This is a genomic window from Herbaspirillum lusitanum (assembly GCF_026127345.1).
In the GTDB taxonomy this organism is placed as follows: Bacteria; Pseudomonadota; Gammaproteobacteria; order Burkholderiales; family Burkholderiaceae_D; genus Herbaspirillum; species Herbaspirillum lusitanum.
On sequence record NZ_QXFG01000008.1, the window covers coordinates 210,089 to 232,044 of the forward strand.

Genomic DNA, 21,956 nt, shown 5'->3' on the forward strand with positions numbered 1-21,956 from the left:
CAGCAATCGTCTTGATTTCCGCCGACGGCTTTTTTTATCAACCACGAAGACAATATGAAATCCATCAAAGTAGGTTTGCTCGGCATCGGCACCGTGGGTTCCGGTACTTTCAATGTATTGAAGCGCAATCAGGAAGAAATTGCGCGGCGCGCAGGGCGCGGCATTGAAATTACCATGGTGGCCGATCTGAACACGGAGCGCGCCACCGAGCTGACCAATGGACAAGTCAAGGTTGTCAACGACGCCAATCTGGTGGTCAACGATCCGGACATCGATATTGTCATCGAGCTCATCGGCGGCTACGGCCTCGCCAAGGACCTGGTCCTGAAGGCGATCGCCAACGGCAAGCACGTGGTCACCGCCAACAAGGCGCTGATCGCCACGCACGGCAACGAGATCTTCAAGGCGGCGCAGGAAAAGGGCGTGATGGTTGCTTTCGAAGCGGCCGTCGCCGGCGGCATTCCGATCATCAAGGCCCTGCGTGAAGGCCTCACCGCCAATCGCATCCAGTGGATCGCCGGCATCATCAACGGCACCACCAACTTCATCCTGTCCGAGATGCGCGACAAGGGTCTGGACTTCGACGTCGTGCTGAAGGAAGCGCAACGCCTGGGCTACGCAGAAGCGGATCCGACCTTCGACATCGAAGGCGTGGACGCGGCGCACAAGCTGACCATCATGGCCTCGATCGCTTTCGGCATCCCGGTGCAGTTCGACAAGGCGCACGTGGAAGGCATCACCAAGCTGCAAGCCACCGACATCCGCTACGCCGAGCAACTGGGCTACCGCATCAAGCTGCTGGGCATTACGCGCCAGACCGAAAAAGGCATTGAACTGCGCGTGCATCCGACCCTGATTCCGACCGGTCGTCTGATCGCCAACGTCGAAGGCGCGATGAACGCCGTGATGGTGCGCGGCGACGCCGTCGGCGAGACGCTGTATTACGGCAAGGGCGCCGGTTCCGAGCCGACCGCTTCGGCCGTGATCGCCGACCTGGTCGACATCACGCGCCTGGCTACGGCCGATCCGGAACACCGCGTGCCGTCGCTGGCGTTCCAGCCGAACGCCATGGCCGATACGCCGGTGTTGCCGATCCAGGACGTCACCACCAGCTACTACCTGCGCATGCACGTGGCCGACAAGCCGGGCGTGCTGGCCGACGTCACGCGCATCCTGGCGGACTCGTCGATTTCGATTGACGCCATGCTGCAAAAGGAGCCGGCCGAAGGCGAACAGCAGACCGACATCATCATGCTCACGCACCAGACCCAGGAGCGCAACATCGAGGCCGCCATCGCCAAGATCGAAGCGTTGCCGACGGTCATGGGCAGCGTCATGAAGATCCGTCTGGAAGAGTTGAACTGACTATTCTCCGGTCGCCGGCAACTTGAAAAAAGGAGGCCATTGGCCTCCTTTTTTTCTGCTGCCCTTGAAGGGCGGAACAATGAAAAGGGCGCCGCGAGGCGCCCTTTTTTCAATGCAGAACCGCATTCAGTCGCGCATTATTTTTTTGCGGCCGGGATGTCGTAACCGCACACCAGTTGCTGCATCGCGTCGCCCACCGACAGCGGCTTCGGTTTCTCGAATTGCATGTTCTTCAGCGCGTCGGAATGGTCGCGCTTGTCGCCTTTGCCATCGTTCTCGGCGAAGATGATTTCCCGCACCAGCTTCACGGCGCCGGCCTTGCAGTCATACTGGTGCAGGTCCTTGTAGGATTTCAGCGTCGGGAAAGAACTGTCGTTGTTGGCGCGGGCCTCCTTGAAATTCCACAGCGACCAGGCTTCGCGGATGCCCTTGCTTTCCTTGATGGAGTCGACATCGATCGACAACTCGGCCACGTCGCTGCCGCCGACGTTTTGCCAGTTCTCCGCGTGCGCCGCACCGGCGCTGATCAGGCACAACATCCAAATCCATTTTTTCATCATGTATCCGTTTCCGTTCAGAGAGGAGCGCACGTGGCATTGTCGCCGGCGGCCCATGAGTGACTGCGCAGGGAAAAACAGCCTGCGATGCCTCAGGGCACTGAGCATAGCGTGCCGGACGGCCGCTTACAACCCCGGTAACGTTTTATTTCACTTCGATGGAGGAGGTGCAGGGTCGCAGGAGGCGGGAAGGGAAATGAAAATCCGGCGCGCAAGCGTGTGCGCGCCGGAAAAGAGGGTCATTTGAAAATGACGGTCTTTTGTTCTTGTACGGGTTCCGACTGGCGCTCGATACGGCGCGAGCTGCGGCTGGAGCCGGCCGGATTGAACTGCGCTTCCATCTCGGCGGCGACGGCGTCGCCCAGCGAGCGCGATACTTCCTGCATGACCTTGCTCTTGTTGAGCGAAATCACGGTGCCGGCGGCATTGGCCAGACGCACGTCGGAGCCTTCGCCCATGGCCGAGAACGCAGCCTTGATCTCATAGGTGCGGGTATTGATCAGCGAAAATTCACCGACCAGTTCCAGCGCCAGCGAGAACGACACCGCATTCGAACCTTGCACCGGATTGCTTTCCTGGCGGAAGTCGATGTTGTTGATCGTGCCGAACAACACGTAGTCCGCGCCGGGGTAGTAGCCCTTCTTGATGCGATCGATGATGTCGAACAGCTTCTCGGTGTTTTGCTGGGTCCAGGGTTTGCCCTGGACCAGGCGGTAGGAACCCGACTTGAGCAATTCACCCTTGATGTCGGCGGTGAACTTGCGCAGCTCGCCGCGGCTGATCGTGGTGATGGTGCCGGAGGCGGCGATCACCGAGCTTTCGCCGCGGCTCGATGCGCGTTCCGACATCGAGGCCGATGACGCGAAATTGGAGTCGCTGGCGCGCGCGTTGGCGGAATAGCTGTTGTTGTGCTTCTCGCGCGCTTCGAAGTATTGGAAGTACTCTTTTACCTTCTCTTCGTACGACAAGTCGGTGACGGCGATCTTGGGCAGGTTCTGCGACTGCGCAAGCGTCGGCGCCGCCAGCGTCAACGCCAATGCCAGCGAAGCCAGCAGTGCGTTGAACATCCGGGATGGCGATGTCGGCATGGGGAAATCCTCTCTCAACATTGGTGAACGGGAATCAACGCTTGGAGGTCTTGCGGATTTCCTTCTCGTCGGCCCATTCGATGGTGCCGGACTCGATGTTGGTCATGATCAGGCTGAACTTGTAGTACACGTCCGTCGTGTTGCTGCTGCGCTTGACGATGGAAGTGATGTTGCCTTCGATGCGGAATTGCGCGCCTTCCATCTTGCCGACCTTGGCGGTGGCGGATTTCTTGTACAGGCCGGTGTTGTTTTGACGAGTCAGTTCGTCGGTCTGGTTCTGCATGCCGACGATGTCGGTGGCGAAGCGCATGGTGCCGCCCTTGAGCAATTGCACGCGGATCGAATCGGTGATCGAGCGGGTGTCGATGTATTCGCTGGTCTTGTTCTTGACGTCGGCGATGGTCACCAGCGGCTTGCTCTTGTAGCCGGCTGCCGATTGGCCCAGCGAACGCGCCATCGATTCGGCGATGGTCTGCAGGTCGGTCGAACCGAATTCATTGGTGACTTGTTCGACGGCCTTGGCGTCGCCGTACTGGACGTTGCTGCCGACCGTCGGCGTACCGGTCTGGGCGCAGCCGAACAGCAGCGCGGAAATCAGGGTGAGGCCGGCGTAGCGGGCAGTGGTGTGCATCATGGCAATTCCTTGTTAAGCGTAAAGACAGTGGTGAGTGATGAATAGACAGTGTTGAATCAGCGCGGAGACGGAGACCGCTGCGGTCTCAGCGTCCCATCAGAGGAGCATCGCTGGTCGACAGCGATTTGTTGATGGTGGCGCTGAACTGGATCGCAAAGTCGCGCGCCTTGGTAGTCGGCGCGACCATCTGCAGCGTCAGCTTTTGTTCGCCGTTGACCAGCAGCGGCTTCCATGGCTCGTCGTCCCACACCTGGAAGCCGGTCTCGTCCATCCATTTGACGCGGTAGTAAGCCGTGTGCTGTCGGTTGTCGCGGTTGGTGAGCTCGGCCTGGACGTTGAGCAGGCCGTTTTGCTCGCGCATGCGCAGGCCGGTGAATTCCAGCGACGCCGGAGCGCCCAGCAATTCGATTTTGGAGGCGATGGATTGCGCTTGTGCCGGCATGGTTTGCATGCCGAGCGCGAGTGCGGACGCCAGCGCGCCTGCACGCAATGCGTGTTTGATGTTCATGTGATCGATTCCCCGTTTAATCCTGTTTTCAGCATCCGCGTGTTCACGGTGCGCTGACACTGGCCGATACCGGCACAATGGCTTTTTTCTTTATGTTGCTGGCGACTGCCGCGGCTTTTTCCGCCGGTACTGCGGTTATCGTTGCTGTTGCATCAGCGCCGGTACTCTTGCTGTTGTTCGCCGCCACTTTCCTGGCGGCGGTTTTGCCTTTGGCTGTTTTCGCCGCAGGGATAGGCTTCTCCGGTGCTGCCAAGGCTAACGCTGCCTGCTCGGCATTATAGGGGGTCTGCGCCAGATAAAGCGAGGGGCCGGACGTGCGCAGCGACACCATGGCGTAGGCGCCGGAGACGCCGACTTCGCGCAATTGTGGACCGGTCGCGGTCGGCAGCAGGATCTTGTGCATCCCCGGCGCCAGTTTCACGCGCGCCACCGAGAAGAAGCCCGGCAGCGTGCGCCAGGTGCGTTCATCGGCGACTTCGCCCAGCATCGTGCCGGCTTTGGCCGCGATGCTCAGCAGCGAACCGAACGCGCCCAGCGAGCCGGCGTTGTCGTCGATGGCTTTCTGCGCGATGCCTTTGGTGATGGCGCGGATGGAAGAGCGTGCAATGATGCCCGGCATTTCATCCGACAGCGCGCGGCGCGCCATCTGGTCGACGCTGGTCAGCAGGGCGACCTGCACCGGCTTGTCGTCGACCGTGATGGTGGCGGGCACCACCGAATTGTCGGCGGCGCGGATCACCGGCCATGAGATCGGCGTGGCGATCAGGCTCAGGCCGCTGCGACCTGGAATCGGCAGGATGATCGGCAAGGTCATCGAACTGATCGCCGGGGCGCTGCCCGATTCGATCACGATCAATGTATCGACCAGCTTCGGCGAGCGGCTGCGCACGCGACCGTCGAGGCCTTTGAGGCCTTCTTCCAGCGTGGCCTGGCCGGGACGCATTTCAATCGCCTTGCGATAGCCTGCGGCCGCCAGCGACGGCTCGCCCAGGCCTTCATAGACGAAGCCCGCAAGATAGTTGGCGAACGCCGATTCATAGGAGTTCTTGAGCCCGCGCACCGCCGGGTCTTCCAGCGTTTCCACCGGATAGCCGTTGAGTTCCTTGAAGGAGGTGGTCTTCAGGCCTTTCGACTCGGCGCTGCTCTTGGCGGCGTCGAGTTCCTTGCTGCGGAAGTCGGCGATGATGGCTTCGCGCTCGTGCATCTTCTTGATTTCGGTGCGCGCCGAATCCCAGTCGCCGATGGCAAGGTGGTCCAGCGCCAGGCGCAGATTGATGAATACCTTTTCGTAGTCGCGGCCGTCGTATCGGCGCGTGGTGTCGTTGAAGACGATGGAGCCGATGTCGCCCAGCAGCTTGGATGGATCGGTCTTGACCTGGTCCTCCCAGCCGCGCACTTTTTCATCGGCGGCCAGCCAGGTTTCCTTGCTGGCTTCGTAGGAGCCCTTCATGCGCAGCAACTCGCCTTTTTCCATGAAATAGAGCAGATCCTTGTCCTTGTCGGGATTCTGCTGCTCCAGCGCTTGCAGCGCCAGTTCCGCGTTGCCGGACTTCATTGCGTCCATCGTCGTGGTCGCCTTGCGGTCGTAGCCGTTCGTGGCGCAACCGGCCACCAGCGAGATCAGGCAGACGCTGCCGCCGATGTTTTTCCCGAGCCGCTTGATGGTCAATGCGACGGATTTGTTTTGTTGTTCCATTTTTTATCCTCCCCAGGATATGAGCTACTGCCGAAAGATGCCGGCAGGCATTTTTATTGCATTTATTCTAAAGATCGCCGAAGAAAAAAGCCTCATTCGTTTGAATGAGATAGCGAAATGTTCTATGCTCGTTCACAGGGATAGAAGTCGCGGCAAATAACGTCAAATAACGCGATTCAGGGGCTTGAATATGTCAACGGGGAATGCGGGACAACGCTTCGGCCAGCTGGTGGAGTTGATTTACGACTCCGTTCAGGACCTGAGCCGGATCGCGCCGGCCATGGAAATGATCTGCCTCGAGGTGGGCGCCATTGCCGGCCATTACGTCCACATGGACATGGAAAGCCGCGAAGTGATCGCCTCCTGCGTCAGCAACAGCGACTATCAGGCTGGCGACGTGGAGTACAAGGAATACTACAGCCAGGTCGACGACCGCCTCGGCTGGCTTGCCACCGGGCAGGTCGGCGAGTGGCGCGCCGACCATCAGCGCTTCGACGAGCGCTTCGTGCGCAAGAGCGAAATCTACAATGACTTCCTGTTCAAATACGGCGGCCGGCACATGGTGGTCGGGCGCATCGGCGAGCGCACCACGCAGTCCGAGGCGATCGCCTTTTTGCGGCCGCTGGGCGCTCAGGAATATGCTGAAACCGAATACGCTTTCCTGCGCAGTCTGTCGCCGCACCTGATCCGCTCGGCCACACTGCGCGCGCGCATGCAGACGCTGGAGCGCCAGCAATCGGCCAGCGAATCGGTGGTGGCGCACCTGCCTTACGGCACCTTATGGATCAACGCCGCGGGTCGCATCGTCTCGTTGAATCCGCAGGCGACCGCCATCCTGGCCGCTGCCGACGGCTTGTCCGTGCGCAACGACAAACTGGTTGTGTCCGAACCGGCCGACGCCGAACGCCTGCAGCACGCGCTGCGCATGGCGACCACGATGGGACCGCGGCAAGGACAATGGTTTGCCGTCGCGCGCCGCAAACAATCGACGCCGCTGCTGGTATCGGTGATTCCGGCGACCATTCCTGCTGCGCTCGATCCCTTGTGCGGCGGTCCGTTTGCCTTGCTGATCCTGCAGGACATGACGGGCCAGCGCGTCTCGCGGTCGGCGCAATTGCAGGTTATCTATCGCCTGACGCCGGCCGAGACGCGCCTGGCTGAAGCCTTGCTCGAGAACGACACCATCGAGTCGTACGCATTGAAGAACGACATCAGTCGCAACACCGTGCGCACCCATCTGGCGAGTCTGTTCGCCAAGACCGGCGCCAAGCGCCAGGCGGAGCTGATCCGCACCTTGCTGGCGTCGCAGCCGCACGTGATGCTGTAGAGCGGCAAAAACGCGGATTCCTCCCGCGAGCCAGCTATAATGGCGGTCTCCGTGCAACCTGTTGCAAGACCACTTCCACTCTTACTTACGCCATGCAATACGTCTCCACTCGCGGTCACTCTGCTTCACCTTCCTTTTCCGAAATCCTGCTGGGCGGCCTGGCGCCGGATGGCGGCCTGTATCTGCCGGCGCACTATCCGCAGGTCACCGGCGCCGAGCTGGATCAATGGCGCACGCTGTCCTATGCGGACCTGGCGTACGAAGTGCTGAAGAAGTTTGCCGGCGATATTCCCGACGCCGACCTCAAGGCGCTGACGCACAAGACCTATACCGCCGACGTTTATCGCAACACGCGCGCCGGCGAAGACGCCGCGCAGATCACGCCGCTGCGCACGCTGGAAGACAAGGACGGCAAGAAGCTGGTGCTGCAAGGCCTGTCGAACGGCCCGACACTGGCCTTCAAGGACATGGCCATGCAGTTGCTGGGCAACCTGTTCGAATATGCGCTGGCCAAGAAGGGCGCCGAACTCAACATCGTCGGCGCGACTTCCGGCGACACCGGCAGCGCGGCCGAATACGCCATGCGCGGCAAGCAGGGCATCCGTGTCTTCATGCTGTCGCCGCACAGAAAGATGAGCGCGTTCCAGACCGCACAGATGTTCAGCCTGCAGGATCCGAACATTTTCAACCTGGCGGTGGAAGGCGTGTTCGACGATTGCCAGGACATCGTCAAGGCAATCTCCAACGATCTCGATTACAAGGCTGCGCAAAAAATCGGCACCGTCAATTCGATCAACTGGGCGCGGGTCGTGGCGCAGGTGGTGTATTACTTCCGCGGCTATCTGACGGCGACGACCAGCAACCAGCAGAAGGTCTCGTTCACGGTCCCGTCGGGCAACTTCGGCAACATCTGCGCTGGCCACATCGCGCGCATGATGGGCCTGCCGATCGACAAGCTGGTGGTCGCCACCAACGAGAACGACGTGCTCGACGAATTCTTCCGCACCGGCGTCTACCGCGTGCGCAAGTCGGCCGAGACTTACCACACCAGCAGCCCGAGCATGGACATCAGCAAGGCCTCCAACTTCGAGCGTTTCGTCTATGACTTGCTAGGCCGCGACAGCACACGCGTCAAAGCCCTGTTCCACAAGGTCGAGACCGCAGGCGGCTTCGACCTGACCGGCAAGCCGGGCAGCGACGGCGATGAATTCGCCAGCGTGATCCGCTACGGTTTCGCCTCGGGCAAGTCGACGCACGCCGATCGCCTGGAAACCATCCGCTTTGCCGAAAAGAGCTACGGCATCACGGTCGACACACACACTGCCGACGGCATCAAGGTCGCGCGTGAAAACCTCACCGCAGGCGTGACGATGATCGTGCTGGAAACCGCCTTGCCGGCCAAGTTCAACGAGACCATCCGCGAAGCGCTGGGTCGCGACGCGGACCGTCCCGCCGGCTTCGAAAACATCGAAGCGCTGCCACAGCGTTTCGATGTCATGTCCGCCGATGCCGCCGAGGTCAAAGCCTTTGTGGCGAAGCACACCGGACTGTAAGCAAGCGCACATGAGCAAAGTCGCGCCGGGTGACGCCAGCGGCGCATCTCGGTCGCGCACTTCAAGCTGCTCAGGCCGGATGCCGCCAGTAGTTCGGCTGGGCATAGGTATGCCGCAAAAAATCCACGAAGGCGCGTATCCGCAGCGGCAAATGCCGGCGCTGGGCAAAGACCGCATAAATCGCCGGCGCCGGCGCGTCGAACTTGTCCAGCACCGTTACCAGTTCGCCCGACTCGAGCGCGGCGCCGACTTCCCACATTGAACGCCAGGCCAGTCCCTTGCCGTTGAGCGCCCAGTTGTGCAGCACCTCGCCATCGTTGCAGACCATATTGCCGCCGACCTTGTAGACGCTGACCTTGCCGTGCTGCCTGAGCGTCCAGCCGCGCTGGCTGCCTTCGCTGCTGATGGCCAGGCAGTTGTGGCGCGCCAGGTCGTCGGGCGTCTCCGGAATGCCATGGCGGCGCAGATAGGAGGGCGCCGCCACCACCACGCGGTGGTTGTCGGCCAGCTTGACGCTGATCAGGTTGGAATCGGTCAGTGCGGCAATACGGATGGCGACGTCGACGCCTTCACCGATGAGATCGACGATGCGGTCGTTGAGATTGAGCGTGAGCGTGACGTCGCGATGTTCGGTCAGGAAGGAGGGCACCAGCGGCGCCACGTGCTGGCGGCCGAAGCCGGCCGGGGCCGAGATCAGCAGGTTGCCGCTGGCGCGTGCGCTGCGCTCGGAAACCGATGATTCGGCGTCTTCGAGGTCGGTCAGGATGCGCTGGCAGTCCTCCAGGAAGGCCGCGCCTTCATTGGTCAGCACGATCTTGCGCGTGGTTCGTTGCAGCAGCTTGACGCCCAGGCGCTCCTCCAGCGCATCCAGCCGGCGGCCGATCATGGCGGGGGCGATGCCCTCGGCGCGGGCGGCGGCCGAGAGGCTGCCTTTGGCGGCAACGTCGACGAAGGTGGAAATTTGCTTGAACTGATCCATGGCGGTACTCTCGAAGGCGGGAAAACGGCGTAGTCATTATCTCGTCACTTGTGACTAAAACGCAAAGATAAAGTGATAAAACGTTTCACTCATGTGGATTTAGTTTAAATATACTAAGTGCACAAAAATACAATTCGACAAGACATTGTCATCCGATCTTTTATCTACTTAGGAGCACAGCATGACGCAATTGACACTGCCGGCCGGGATGCAGATTTCTGGTGAAATCAAGCCTGGTTATGAACAGATCCTGACGCCTGACGCGCTCGCGCTGGTAGCCAAATTAAGCCGCGCCTTCGAATCGCGCCGCCAGGAATTGCTGGCCGCACGCGTTGAGCGCGTCAAGCGCCTGGACGCCGGCGAGCGTCCCGACTTCCTGCCGGAGACTGCGAACATCCGCAGCGGCGACTGGAAGATCGCGCCGATTCCTGAAGCATTGAAATGCCGCCGCGTCGAAATCACCGGCCCGGTCGAGCGCAAGATGGTCATCAACGCCTTCAACTCGGGCGCCGACAGCTACATGACCGACTTCGAAGATTCGAATTCGCCGGTCTGGGACAACCAGATCAGCGGCCAGATCAACCTGTTCGACGCGATCCGTCGCACCATCTCGCTGGAATCGAACGGCAAGAGCTACAAGCTCAACGACAAGATCGCCACGCTGGTGGTGCGCCCACGCGGCTGGCATCTGGACGAAAAGCACGTCACCATCGACGGCAAGCGTATCTCCGGCGGCATCTTCGACTTCGCGCTGTTCCTGTTCCATAACGCCAAGGAGCAACTGGCGCGCGGCGCCGGTCCTTACTTCTACCTGCCGAAGATGGAATCGCATCTGGAAGCGCGTCTGTGGAACGACATCTTCGTGATGGCGCAAAACGAAATCGACCTGCCGCAAGGCACCATCAAGGCGACCGTGCTGATCGAAACGATCACCGCCGCTTTCGAAATGGAAGAAATCCTGTACGAACTGCGCGAACACAGCGCGGGCCTGAACGCCGGCCGCTGGGATTACATTTTCTCCTGCATCAAGAAGTTCAAGAACGACAAGGACTTCTGCCTGGCCGATCGCGCCAAGGTCACCATGACCGCGCCGTTCATGCGTTCGTATGCATTGCTGCTGCTGAAGACCTGTCACAAGCGCGGCGCGCCGGCGATCGGCGGCATGAGCGCGCTGATCCCGATCAAGAACGATCCGGAAAAGAACGCCATCGCCATGCAAGGCATCATCAACGACAAGCGTCGCGATGCGACCGACGGCTACGATGGCGGCTGGGTTGCTCACCCGGGCCTGGTCGAACCGTCGATGAAGGAATTCGTGGCGGTGCTGGGCGATAAGCCGAACCAGTTCGAAAAGCAGCGTCCGGACGTCGACGTCAAGGCGGCCGACCTGCTCAACTTCCAGCCTGAAACGCCGATCACCGAAGCCGGCCTGCGTTACAACATCAACGTCGGCATCCACTATCTGGGCGCCTGGCTGGCCGGCAACGGTTGCGTGCCTATCCACAACCTGATGGAAGATGCTGCAACTGCGGAAATCAGCCGCGCGCAAGTCTGGCAATGGATCCGCAGCAGCAAGGGCAACCTGGAAGACGGCCGCAAGGTCACCGCCGACATGGTGCGCGCGATGATTCCGGAGGAGCTGGCCAAGGTCAAGGAAGTGGCCGGCAACGGTCCGACCTACGACCGTGCAGCAAAGATCTTCGAAGACATGTCGACTTCGGAGACGTTCGCCGAATTCCTGACATTGCCGCTGTACGAAGAAATCTGATGATGCATTGAGGCGGCGGGACGGCGATCTGCACTGAGGTCGCCGTTTTTCCGGCATCGCTGTACATGTGGAAACGCCCGGTCATGCCGGGCGTTTTTCATTCAGCGGGGCGCGGATGATGCACGCGCAACGCACGTACAATGCCTGCGCCGCAAAACCTGCAGACGAAAAAAATCCCCGACATGTCGGGGATTTTTCATCATCGAAGCGAACCGACGAATCGATCCGCTTATCTGCGCAATTATTGCGGGACGATGTTCGAAGCTTGCTTGCCCTTAGGACCAGTAGTCACTTCGAAAGAAACGCGTTGGTTTTCTTTCAGGGACTTGAAGCCGTTCGATTGGATAGCCGAGAAGTGAGCGAACAAATCTTCGCCGCCTTCGTCAGGAGTAATGAAGCCGAAGCCCTTCGAGTCATTGAACCACTTTACGATACCAGTTGCCATGTTAATTCCTAAATAAGTTAGTGTGGGCTTTGCCCGTTATTATCGTTTAAACCTAGAGAGGAATGACAGACTGATACCGCACTACCAACTCGAATCTTAACGACCCTTTAATTATACCGATTAAATCGCCAATGCAAGCGTTTTTCACTCTATGAGAATGATTTAATTTGCGCCCAGTTTGTATACCAAAACCACCGCTTCGGCGGCGATGCCTTCTTCGCGACCGAGGTAGCCCAGCTTTTCATTGGTCTTGGCCTTGATGTTTACTTGCTCCGCTGCAATACCGAGATCGGCAGCCACGTGCGCCACCATGTCGGGAATATGCGGCGCCATCTTGGGCGCTTGCGCGATGATGGTGGCGTCGATGTTGCCGATCGCATAACCGGCGGCGGCCAGGCGCCTGACCGCTTCGCGCAGCAGCACGCGCGAGTCGGCGCCCTTGAACTGGACGTCGGTATCGGGAAAATGGCGGCCGATGTCGCCCAGTCCGGCCGAGCCGAAAATAGCATCGGTGATGGCGTGCAGCAACACATCCGCGTCAGAATGTCCGAGCAGCCCGGTCTTGTGCGGAATGTCGACGCCGCCGATGATCAGCTTGCGTCCCGTCACCAGCGCGTGGCAATCGTAGCCTTGGCCGATGCGGAATGGGGGAGGGGAAAACGTCATGCGGTATATCCTTTATGTCCTTATGTTTTCAGGAAGAGTTCGGCCAGCGCGACATCGTGCGCCAGCGTGACTTTGAAATTGCGCGGACTGCCTTCGACCAGTTTCGGCTGCAGGCCCAGCATCTCGATGGCGCTGGCGTCGTCGGTGATGTCGCCGACGCGGTTTTGCGCATGCGCCTGTTCCAGCGCCCGCGTCAGCAAACCGTAGCGGAACATCTGCGGGGTCTGCGCCGCCCACAACGCATCGCGCGGCACCGTCGCCTGCACGCGCTCGTGCTGCTCCGGCGTGCCGCCGCTGCGCTTGAGCGTATCCACCACCGGCAGCGCCAGCAAGCCGCCGACCTCATCGCCATGCAGTGCGGCGATGAGACGATCCAGCAGATCCGCAGTAAGCCCCGGGCGTGCGGCGTCATGCACCAGCACCCAGTCGTCGGCGCCGAGCTGTGCGCGGATGGCTTGCAAGCCATTCAACACGCTGTCCTGGCGCGTCGCGCCGCCGTGGCGCAGCACCGTCAGTTTGCCCGCCAGTTGCGGCTGCGTCGCCAGGAAGTCGTCGATATAACCGTCGTCGGCGCTGACCACGAGGAAAGTGTGGGCGATCAGCGCACTGGCGGCGAAGATGTCCAGCGCATATTGCAGCATCGGCTTGCCGGCCAGCGGCAGGTATTGCTTGGGGATGGCGCCGCCCACGCGCGCGCCGATGCCGGCAGCGGGGATCAGGGCAAAATGTCGGGTCTGAGGTGACGATGCGGAAGCGGTCATGCCGGGGCGCCATGACGGCAAGAGCGCAGAAAATGCCTGCGTGCGGCGCCTGGGGCGCAGCCTTGCCAGCAGAGGGCTTCGTTTATAATGTGAGGCTGAATTCTAAAGCCAAATTTGGCTTCTTTCGCAGTATTTTGCGCGCCCCAGGCGCCTCCCGATCCCGCCAATGTCTTTTGACCTGAAAAAATCCCTTCCCAAGCCAGGTGCGCGCTTCGTTCCTCCAGCGCCGCATGGCTCCGCCGATGCCTATTTGCTGGCGCAAGCCGCGATTGCGTTGAAAGCTGAAAAGCGCATGCTGACCGTGGTCGTGGCCAATGCCACCGACGCCCAGCGCCTGCTGTCGGAAATCCCGTGGTTCCAGCGCCCGGTTGAAGGCAGCGACGGTGGAGACAAGCTGCGCTGTCATCTGCTGCCCGACTGGGAAACGCTGCCCTATGACGCCTTCTCGCCGCACCAGGACTTGGTCTCGGAGCGTCTGGCCACCTTGTATGAAGTCCAGAACGGCCAGTGCGACGTGCTGATCGTGCCGGCCACCACCGCCTTGCTGCGCATGGCGCCACCGGGCTTCCTGGCCGCCTACACTTTTTTCTTCAAGCAGGGCGAGAAGCTCGACGAGGCGCGCCTGAAATCGCAGCTCACGCTGGCCGGCTACACCCACGTTACGCAAGTCATGTCGCCCGGCGAGTATTCGGTGCGCGGCGGCCTGATCGACATTTTCCCGATGGGCTCGGCGCTGCCGTATCGCCTCGACCTGTTCGGCGACATCATCGAAACCATCCGCACCTTCGACGCCGACACCCAGCGATCGCTGTACCCCGTGCGTGAAGTGCGCCTGCTGCCGGGCCGCGAATTTCCGATGGATGAAATCTCGCGCACCGCCTTCCGCAGTCGCTGGCGCGAGGTGTTCGAAGGCGATCCTTCCCGTTCGGCAATCTACAAGGACATCGGCAACGGCATCGCCTCGGCCGGTATCGAATACTACTTGCCGCTGTTTTTTGAAGAGACCGCAACCCTGTTCCGCTATCTGCCCGAGAACAGCATGTTCGCCACGGTCGGCGATATCGACCAGGCCATCAAGCGCTTCTGGAGCGACACGCGCTCGCGCCATAATTTCCTCAAGGCCGACCGCGAACGTCCGGTGCTGGCGCCGGAACAGGTGTTCCTGACCGACGAAGATTTCTTTACGCTGGTCAAGCCCTACGGCCGCTGGGTATTGCAAACCGACGATGCGCCATCGGCCTTGTCGGCGCCGATCCCCAACGTCGCGGTCAATCGCCGCACCGACGATCCGCTGACCAACCTGCGTGCTTATCTGCTCAAGACAGGCAAGCGCGTCATGCTGTGCGCCGAGTCCAACGGCCGCCGCGAAACATTGCAGCAATACTTCGCGGAATACGATCTGCATCCGGCCCTGTGCGACGGCTACGACAGCTTCATCGGCAACAGCGAACCGCTGATGCTGGGCGTGGCGCCCTTGCATGCCGGCTTCGAGCTGGAGCAGGAACAAGTCGCCTTCATTACCGAGACCGAACTGTATGCCGGTTCCGGCCGCCGCGTCGGTCGCAAGAAGCAGGAAAACGTCACGCAGGTCGAGCACATGGTGCGCGATTTGTCCGAACTCAAGATCGGCGATCCGGTGGTGCACGCCAACCACGGCATCGGCCGCTACATGGGTTTGCTGAGCATGGACCTGGGCGAGGGCGAGACCGAATTCCTGCACCTGGAATACGCCAAGGAAACCAAGCTCTACGTGCCGGTCTCGCAACTGCACGTGATCGCACGCTACTCGGGCGCCTCGCCGGAAGACGCGCCATTGCATTCGCTCGGCTCCGGCCAGTGGGAAAAAGCCAAACGCAAGGCGGCGCAACAGATCCGCGACACCGCCGCCGAATTGCTCAACCTGTATGCGCGCCGTGCATTGCGCCAGGGCCACGCCTTCCAGTATTCCGCACGCGATTACGAAACCTTCGCCGAGAGTTTCGGCTTTGAAGAAACGCCCGACCAGGCCGCCGCCATCAACGCCGTCATCGGCGACATGACCGGCGGCAAGCCGATGGACCGGCTGATCTGCGGCGACGTCGGGTTCGGCAAGACCGAGGTGGCCCTGCGCGCCGCCTTCGTCGCCGTCATGGGCGGCAAGCAGGTCGCCATCCTGGCGCCGACCACCTTGCTGGCCGAGCAGCATGCGCAGACCTTCGCCGACCGCTTCGCCAACTGGCCGGTGCGCATCGCCGAACTGTCGCGATTCCGTACCGGGAAGGAAATCACACAGGCCATCAAGGGCATGGCCGACGGCACGCTCGACATCATCATCGGCACCCACAAGCTGCTGTCCGACGACGTCAAGTTCTCGCGCCTGGGTCTGGTCATCATCGATGAAGAACATCGCTTCGGCGTGCGCCAGAAGGAAGCGCTCAAGTCGCTGCGCGCCGAGGTCGACGTGCTCACGCTGACCGCCACGCCGATCCCGCGCACGCTGGGCATGGCGCTGGAAGGCTTGCGCGATTTCTCGATCATCGCCACCGCGCCGCAAAAGCGGCTGGCGATCAAGACCTTCGTGCGCGCCGAAGGCGAATCGACCATCCGCGAAGCCTGTCTGCGCGAGTTGAAGCGCGGCGGCCAGGTCTACTTCCTGCACAATGAAGTGGACACCATCGAGAACCGCAAGGCCATGCTCGAAGCGCTGCTGCCGGAAGCGCGGGTGGTCATCGCGCATGGCCAGATGCACGAGCGCGATCTGGAGAAGGTCATGCGCGATTTCGTCGCGCAGCGTTCCAACATCCTGTTGTGCACCACCATCATCGAGACCGGCATCGACGTGCCGACCGCCAATACCATCATCATGCATCGCGCCGACAAATTCGGCCTGGCGCAGTTGCACCAGTTGCGCGGCCGCGTCGGCCGCTCGCATCACCAGGCCTATGCCTATCTGCTGGTGAACGACGTCAAGGGCCTGACCAAGCAGGCGCAACGCCGCCTCGAAGCGATCCAGCAGATGGAAGAACTCGGCAGCGGCTTCTACCTCGCCATGCACGACCTCGAAATCCGCGGCGCCGGCGAAGTACTCGGCGACAGCCAGTCGGGGGAGATGCACGAGATCGGTTTCCAGATGTATTCCGACATGCTCAGCGAAGCGGTGCGCGCGCTCAAGGACGGCCGCGAGCCGGACTTGGCGGCGCCGCTGGCCAGCACCACCGAGATCAACCTGCACGTGCCGGCCTTGCTGCCGAACGACTATTGCGGCGACGTGCACGAGCGTTTGTCGCTGTACAAACGTTTCGCCAACTGTACCTCGCAAGACACCATCGACGCCTTGCAGGAAGAACTGATCGACCGTTTCGGCAAGTTGCCGGAAGTCGCCAAGGCGCTGGTCGAAACGCATCGCCTGCGCATCGCCGCCAAGCCGCTCGGCATCATCAAGATCGACGCGCATGCCGAATCGGCGTTGTTGCAATTCGTGCCGAATCCACCGGTCGACGCCATGCGCATCATTGAACTGATCCAGAAGAATCGCCACATCAAGCTCAACGGCCAGGACAAGTTGCGGATCACCGCCAACATGCCCGACCTCAATGCACGCGTGACACAAATCAAGGCAACCATGCGTTCGCTGGTCGGCTGACACATTTTCAAATACGAAGAAGACGCACCATGAATCTGACCTTACAGGGATTGAACACCAACCTCGCCGACGTCGAGGCCATCATCGCGCTGGCGCAGCCGCAGCGCGTCGTTGATCTGGGAGCACACGCCTGGCGTTGCGAAGACGTGGTCTTGAGCGCTGCGCTCAAGACGCAAATCGATGCTGCCTGCCTGGCGCGGCAAGTCGACTACGCCCTCGTCGAAGCGGGCCGCACGCTCAAGGATTTCAAGCTGGTGGCAATGGACATGGACTCGACGCTGATCACGATCGAATGCATCGACGAGATCGCCGACATGCAAGGCTTGAAGCCGCAGGTGTCCGAAATCACCGAAGCCGCCATGCGCGGCGAAATCGAGTTCAACGAAAGCCTGACGCGTCGCGTCGCCTTGCTCAAGGGCCTCGACGCCGGCGCCTTGCAGCGCGTCTACGACGAACGCCTGCAATTGTCCCTGGGGGCAGAAAAGATGTTGCAGGCAGTCCAGGCCGCCGGCCTCAAGACCTTGCTGGTGTCGGGCGGTTTTACCTTCTTCACCGACCGCATGAAGAGCCGCCTCAATCTCGACTACACGCATTCCAACGAACTCGAAATCGTCGACGGCAAGCTGACCGGAAAAGTGGTCGGCGGCATCGTCAACGCCGAGGAAAAACGCCTGACGGTGGAGCGCGTCTGTGCCGAACTGGGCGTGCCGCCGTCGCAAGCCATCGTCATGGGCGACGGCGCCAACGACCTGGCGATGATGGGCGTCAGCGGACTTTCGGTGGCCTTCCGCGCCAAGCCGGTGGTGCGCGCGCAGGCAAGCGTGGCATTGAACTTTGTGGGTCTGGACGGCATCTTGAACATACTGGCGTAATCACACGCATCTGCAAACAACCCGGGAGAAAAGCATGGACGCGACAAGTCAAGGAAATCAGGAACTGGTGTTCGATGCCAGGCTGCAATCGGCCAAGGACCTCGCGTGGTGGCTGTACATCTTCCACGGACTGAGCCTGGTGCTGTCGCTGGGCATGCTGTCGTGGCTGCCGCTGATCGTCAACTACATCAAGCGCGGCGATGCCGCCGACACCTTCGTCTACAGCCACCATCGCTGGCAGATTCGCTCGTTCTGGTGGTATCTGTTCTGGATGTTCGCGGGCGGCCTGGCATGGATCACCCTGATCGGCATTCCGCTGGCGGTGCTGATCTGGTCGCTGGCGTGGATCTGGAAAGCCTACCGCATCATCAAGGGCTGGCTCGACCTCAACGACAACAAGGCGATGCCGGTTTGACCGGCCGAGGTGTCAAGCTGCCGTCATGGAGATGGATTAGAATGAGCCGGCAAGTTTTTAGCACCATCAGCAACTGGAAATAATGAAAAGAGAGGCGACAGCATGAATAAAGTCTATCCCGACGCGTCCAGCGCGTTATCCGACATCGTCAAGGACGGCCAGACGATTGCCGTCGGCGGCTTCGGCCTGTGCGGCATTCCTGAAGCGCTGATTGCGGCCTTGCGCGACTCCGGCGTGCAGAACCTCACGGCGATTTCGAACAACGCCGGGGTCGATGGTTTCGGTCTCGGCCAGCTGCTGACCACGCGCCAGATCAAGAAAATGATCGCTTCCTACGTCGGCGAAAACAAGGAGTTCGAACGCCAGTACCTGGCCGGCGAACTGGAACTCGAATTCACCCCGCAAGGCACGCTGGCGGAAAAGCTGCGCGCCGGCGGCGCCGGCATCCCGGCGTTCTTCACCAAGACCGGTGTCGGCACCTTGGTCGCCGAAGGCAAGGAAATCCGCGAGTTCGACGGCGCCAAGTACGTCATGGAACGCTCGCTGGTGGCCGACGTCTCGCTGGTCAAGGCGCACAAGGCTGACCGTGCCGGCAACCTGGTCTTCAACAAGACCGCGCGCAACTTCAACCCCAACGTCGCCATGGCCGGCAAGATCACCGTGGTCGAAGTCGAGGAACTGGTTGAAGTCGGCGAGCTCGACCCGGACCAGATCCATACCGCCGGCATTTTCGTGCACCGCATCGTGGTCAACGCCACGTCGGAAAAGCGCATCGAACAACGCACGGTTTCGGCTGCGGCGAAATAAGGAGATCATGAAATGGCATGGACCAGAGACGAAATGGCTGCGCGCGCAGCCAAGGAATTGCAGGACGGTTTTTACGTCAACCTCGGCATCGGCTTGCCGACCCTGGTGGCGAATCACGTTCCCAAGGATATTGAAGTCTGGCTGCAGTCGGAAAACGGCCTGCTCGGCATCGGCCCGTTCCCGACCGAAGACAAGGTCGACGCCGACCTGATCAACGCCGGCAAGCAAACCGTGACGACCATTCCCGGCTCGTCCTTCTTCGCGTCGGCCGACTCCTTCGGCATGATCCGCGGCGGCAAGATCAACATCGCGATCCTGGGTGCGATGCAGGTGTCGCAACAAGGCGACCTGGCCAACTGGATGATCCCGGGCAAGATGGTCAAGGGCATGGGCGGCGCGATGGACCTGGTGGCCGGTGTCGGTCGCGTGGTGGTGCTGATGGAGCACGTGGCCAAGGGCAAGGATGGCAGCATCTCGCAAAAGATCCTGAAGCAATGCAACCTGCCGCTGACCGGCGTGGGCGTGGTCAATCGCATCATCACCGATCTCGGCGTGATCGACGTGACGCCGCAAGGTCTGAAGCTGATCGAGCTGGCCACCGGCGTGAGCAAGGAAGACGTGATCGCGAATACCGAAGCAGTGCTGGACGTCAGCGCGGTATAAAGAAAAGTGCAGCAAACAGGGCGCCGGCTGAGCAATCATCCGGCGCTTTTTTACGAATCTTGGTTAATCCGAATTAAGCAGAATCAACCCGACAACGAATCATCAAGGACAGGTATGCGCGAGATAGCAAGCATTGAAGCACTGCACGAACTGGCCGGCCAGGAAGTGGCGGTCAGCGACTGGATCGAGGTCACGCAAGAGCAGGTCAACCTGTTCGCCGACGCCACCGGCGATCATCAGTGGATCCACGTCGACGTCGAGCGCAGCAAGCGCGAACTGCCGTTCGGCGGCACCGTCGCGCATGGCTTCCTGACGCTGGGCCTGCTGCCCAAAATCATGGGACAGTGCATCTCCATGGGCAACGTCAAGATGCTGCTCAACTACGGCCTCAACCGCGTGCGCTTTCCGTCGCCGCTGCCGGTCGGCAGCAAGGTGCGCGGACGCATCGTGCTGCAGTCGGTGGAGGAGATTCCCGGCGGCGCCCAAGTGGTGTGGGAAATCACCATGGAACGTGAAGACGCCGAAAAACCGGTCTGCGTCGCCGAGTTCATCGTGCGTCGCTATTGATAGCGTAAAGGCCGCAATTGACCCGGCAAGTTCACGATCGGACACCATACGGCGAACGGAAAGCGGGATTCCAGCCGAGTGTGCGACGGGCTTTCTGATTGCTTGCGGCGGTGTTGTCTTCCGTGATGTTGAACACGCCCGACGCGTTGTTCTGCAGCGCAAGCAGGGCCGCTTGCGCTGCAGCGGCGACATGCACCGGGCTGGAACCTTGCGGTTCGCCGGCCCAGGTGCCGGGGCCGTACAACTGGCCATAGCGCAGCACGGTGCCATTCAATCCGGGTGTTTGCAATACCTGTGTCTCCAGCGCGACCACACCGTCGACGCTGATGCGGCGCAGACCTTCTGCATCGATGTCCAGCGGGTGTTCTTCCGGATAAGGTGTGTCTCCCGGCGCATAGGCCCAGGCGATGCTTTGCGCGATCAGGCGCGCGGCGCCGGCGGCCAGCGCGGCGGCGACCAGGTTGCGCGTGCCTTCGCTGCGTACGCGGGCGTTGCCGACGGCGGCTTGCGCCAGCGCTTGCGGGTCTGGCAGGCGGGGCAGGTCGGTCAATTGATGAATGACGACGGATGGCGCGATACGGATCAGTTCCGACTTGAGCGCGTCGGCGTCGAACACGTCGATCATCACCGGAACTGCCCCCAGTTCGCGCAGGGCATTGGCGCGCGCCTGGCGTCGCGTGCCGCCGTAGACGGTGTAGCCCGCATCGCGCAGCAATGGAATCAGCACGGTGCCGATGGCGCCGGTTGCGCCGGCCAGAAATATCGTTTCGCTCATCATCTTTCCTTGTGGTTGATGTCACAAGTGTATGAGCGCCCACGTCTGGCAAAAAGATCCAAAAAAATCTGAAAGGACTAGGCCAAGATCAGGCTGGAAATGATGCTGCAGGAAATGGCCAGAAATGCCGGGCAACGCGAGAGGCCGCCCGGCGAAGGATAAAACGGACGGATCAGCGCTTCTTGTATTGCGAGTTGCCGAACAAGATGTCGCGCGCCTTGTCGTCGGTCAGCGCCTTGCGCTTGTCGGCCAGGACGGTGACGCCGCGTTGTACGGCCGGACGTTCGTTGATGGCGTCGAACCAGCGTTGCACGTTGGGATACTCGCTCAATTCGATGCCCTGGTTCTTCCACGAGCGCGTCCACGGGAAGCTGGCGATGTCGGCAATGGTGTATTCGTCGCCGGCCAGGTAGGCGGTCTTGGACAATTGTTTGTCGAGCACGCCGTACAGACGCTTGGCTTCATTGGAATAGCGATTGACGGCGTACTCGATCTTTTCCGGCGCATAGATGCGGAAATGGTGGGCCTGGCCGAGCATGGGGCCGAGGCCGCCCATCTGGAACATCACCCATTGCAGGACGTTGAATCTTTCGCGGTCAGTGTTGCCGAGCAGCTTGCCGGTTTTGCCGGCCAGGTAAATCAGGATCGCGCCTGATTCGAACAGTGAAATCGGCTCGCCGTCCGGACCGTCCGAATCCACAATCGCGGGGATCTTATTGTTCGGCGAAATCTTCAGAAATGCGTCGGCAAACTGGTCGCCGGCACCGATGTCAATGGCGTGCGCACGATAGTCCAGGCCGAGTTCTTCCAGCATGATGTGGACCTTGTGGCCGTTGGGCGTGGCCCAGCTGTATACGTCAATCATGGTCTTCCTTATGGGGCGAAATG

At 60.9% G+C, this 21,956-nt stretch carries 21 protein-coding genes; 10 read left to right on the top strand and 11 right to left on the bottom strand.

Features of this window, described 5'->3' with window-relative positions; translation table 11 throughout:
- Window positions 1–54 precede the first annotated feature (54 nt).
- Window positions 55–1,365 carry a homoserine dehydrogenase gene (locus tag DXT88_RS09440; protein ID WP_265212944.1) on the top strand — a complete coding sequence of 437 codons (1,311 nt, stop codon included), beginning with the start codon at window positions 55–57 and terminating at the stop codon, window positions 1,363–1,365.
- A gap of 137 nt (window positions 1,366–1,502) precedes the next feature.
- On the opposite strand, the gene DXT88_RS09445 is transcribed toward DXT88_RS09440, so the two are convergent.
- From DXT88_RS09445 to DXT88_RS09465, 5 genes are all read right to left on the bottom strand, one after another.
- Window positions 1,503–1,925 (bottom strand): surface-adhesin E family protein, encoded by a 423-nt coding sequence (locus tag DXT88_RS09445; protein WP_265212946.1) that lies wholly within the window; start codon window positions 1,923–1,925, stop codon window positions 1,503–1,505.
- A gap of 236 nt (window positions 1,926–2,161) precedes the next feature.
- A complete protein-coding gene (locus DXT88_RS09450) occupies window positions 2,162–3,010 on the bottom strand; it encodes a penicillin-binding protein activator LpoB (RefSeq protein ID WP_265212947.1) in 849 nt (282 codons plus the stop codon).
- Window positions 3,011–3,044: 34 nt separating this feature from the next.
- Window positions 3,045–3,644 (bottom strand): penicillin-binding protein activator LpoB, encoded by a 600-nt coding sequence (gene lpoB / locus DXT88_RS09455; protein ID WP_116435580.1) that lies wholly within the window; start codon window positions 3,642–3,644, stop codon window positions 3,045–3,047.
- 85 nt (window positions 3,645–3,729) lie between these two features.
- Window positions 3,730–4,152, bottom strand: coding sequence for a YcfL family protein (locus DXT88_RS09460; protein ID WP_265212950.1), 423 nt, complete (start codon window positions 4,150–4,152; stop codon window positions 3,730–3,732).
- A gap of 43 nt (window positions 4,153–4,195) precedes the next feature.
- Window positions 4,196–5,848: a COG3014 family protein gene (locus DXT88_RS09465; protein ID WP_265212952.1), complete on the bottom strand. Its 1,653-nt coding sequence runs from the start codon at window positions 5,846–5,848 to the stop codon at window positions 4,196–4,198.
- A gap of 190 nt (window positions 5,849–6,038) precedes the next feature.
- On the opposite strand from DXT88_RS09465, the gene DXT88_RS09470 reads away from it, so the two are divergent.
- Window positions 6,039–7,175 carry a helix-turn-helix transcriptional regulator gene (locus DXT88_RS09470; RefSeq protein ID WP_265212954.1) on the top strand — a complete coding sequence of 379 codons (1,137 nt, stop codon included), beginning with the start codon at window positions 6,039–6,041 and terminating at the stop codon, window positions 7,173–7,175.
- Window positions 7,176–7,267: 92 nt separating this feature from the next.
- Entirely contained in the window at window positions 7,268–8,728 is a 1,461-nt protein-coding gene (thrC, locus tag DXT88_RS09475) for a threonine synthase (RefSeq protein ID WP_265212956.1), read from the top strand.
- Between the two features lie 70 nt (window positions 8,729–8,798).
- Here the strand turns inward: thrC and DXT88_RS09480 are convergent, their stop codons facing one another.
- Entirely contained in the window at window positions 8,799–9,707 is a 909-nt protein-coding gene (locus DXT88_RS09480) for a LysR family transcriptional regulator (RefSeq protein ID WP_016833893.1), read from the bottom strand.
- Window positions 9,708–9,888: 181 nt separating this feature from the next.
- Here DXT88_RS09480 and aceB point away from each other — a divergent pair, with 181 nt between their 5' ends.
- A complete protein-coding gene (aceB, locus tag DXT88_RS09485) occupies window positions 9,889–11,475 on the top strand; it encodes a malate synthase A (protein WP_265212957.1) in 1,587 nt (528 codons plus the stop codon).
- A gap of 241 nt (window positions 11,476–11,716) precedes the next feature.
- Here the strand turns inward: aceB and DXT88_RS09490 are convergent, their stop codons facing one another.
- The 3 genes from DXT88_RS09490 to ispD all read right to left on the bottom strand — a co-directional run bounded on the left by DXT88_RS09490 (window position 11,717) and on the right by ispD (window position 13,347).
- Window positions 11,717–11,920, bottom strand: a complete 204-nt coding sequence (locus DXT88_RS09490) for a cold-shock protein (protein WP_053197264.1) — start codon at window positions 11,918–11,920, stop codon at window positions 11,717–11,719.
- 162 nt (window positions 11,921–12,082) lie between these two features.
- A complete protein-coding gene (gene ispF / locus DXT88_RS09495) occupies window positions 12,083–12,586 on the bottom strand; it encodes a 2-C-methyl-D-erythritol 2,4-cyclodiphosphate synthase (protein ID WP_265212959.1) in 504 nt (167 codons plus the stop codon).
- A gap of 20 nt (window positions 12,587–12,606) precedes the next feature.
- Window positions 12,607–13,347, bottom strand: coding sequence for a 2-C-methyl-D-erythritol 4-phosphate cytidylyltransferase (gene ispD, locus DXT88_RS09500; protein WP_265212961.1), 741 nt, complete (start codon window positions 13,345–13,347; stop codon window positions 12,607–12,609).
- Window positions 13,348–13,513: 166 nt separating this feature from the next.
- Between ispD and mfd the strand changes: the two genes are divergently transcribed.
- From mfd to DXT88_RS09530, 6 genes are all read left to right on the top strand, one after another.
- Window positions 13,514–16,969: a transcription-repair coupling factor gene (gene mfd, locus DXT88_RS09505; protein ID WP_265212962.1), complete on the top strand. Its 3,456-nt coding sequence runs from the start codon at window positions 13,514–13,516 to the stop codon at window positions 16,967–16,969.
- A gap of 29 nt (window positions 16,970–16,998) precedes the next feature.
- Window positions 16,999–17,841: a phosphoserine phosphatase SerB gene (serB, locus tag DXT88_RS09510; protein ID WP_265212963.1), complete on the top strand. Its 843-nt coding sequence runs from the start codon at window positions 16,999–17,001 to the stop codon at window positions 17,839–17,841.
- A gap of 34 nt (window positions 17,842–17,875) precedes the next feature.
- Window positions 17,876–18,256 carry a DUF4870 family protein gene (locus DXT88_RS09515; protein WP_016833822.1) on the top strand — a complete coding sequence of 127 codons (381 nt, stop codon included), beginning with the start codon at window positions 17,876–17,878 and terminating at the stop codon, window positions 18,254–18,256.
- Window positions 18,257–18,358: 102 nt separating this feature from the next.
- Window positions 18,359–19,063: a CoA transferase subunit A gene (locus DXT88_RS09520; protein WP_265212966.1), complete on the top strand. Its 705-nt coding sequence runs from the start codon at window positions 18,359–18,361 to the stop codon at window positions 19,061–19,063.
- Window positions 19,064–19,075: 12 nt separating this feature from the next.
- A complete protein-coding gene (locus tag DXT88_RS09525) occupies window positions 19,076–19,726 on the top strand; it encodes a CoA transferase subunit B (RefSeq protein ID WP_265212967.1) in 651 nt (216 codons plus the stop codon).
- 114 nt (window positions 19,727–19,840) lie between these two features.
- Window positions 19,841–20,293 carry a MaoC family dehydratase gene (locus DXT88_RS09530; RefSeq protein WP_265212968.1) on the top strand — a complete coding sequence of 151 codons (453 nt, stop codon included), beginning with the start codon at window positions 19,841–19,843 and terminating at the stop codon, window positions 20,291–20,293.
- A gap of 31 nt (window positions 20,294–20,324) precedes the next feature.
- Here the strand turns inward: DXT88_RS09530 and DXT88_RS09535 are convergent, their stop codons facing one another.
- Together DXT88_RS09535 and DXT88_RS09540 are read right to left on the bottom strand one after the other, a co-directional pair.
- The gene (locus DXT88_RS09535) at window positions 20,325–21,068 is read right to left on the bottom strand and encodes an NAD-dependent epimerase/dehydratase family protein (RefSeq protein WP_265212970.1); all 744 of its coding nucleotides are present in this window, start codon (window positions 21,066–21,068) and stop codon (window positions 20,325–20,327) included.
- 172 nt (window positions 21,069–21,240) lie between these two features.
- Window positions 21,241–21,933, bottom strand: a complete 693-nt coding sequence (locus DXT88_RS09540) for a glutathione binding-like protein (protein ID WP_016832958.1) — start codon at window positions 21,931–21,933, stop codon at window positions 21,241–21,243.
- Window positions 21,934–21,956 lie beyond the last annotated feature (23 nt).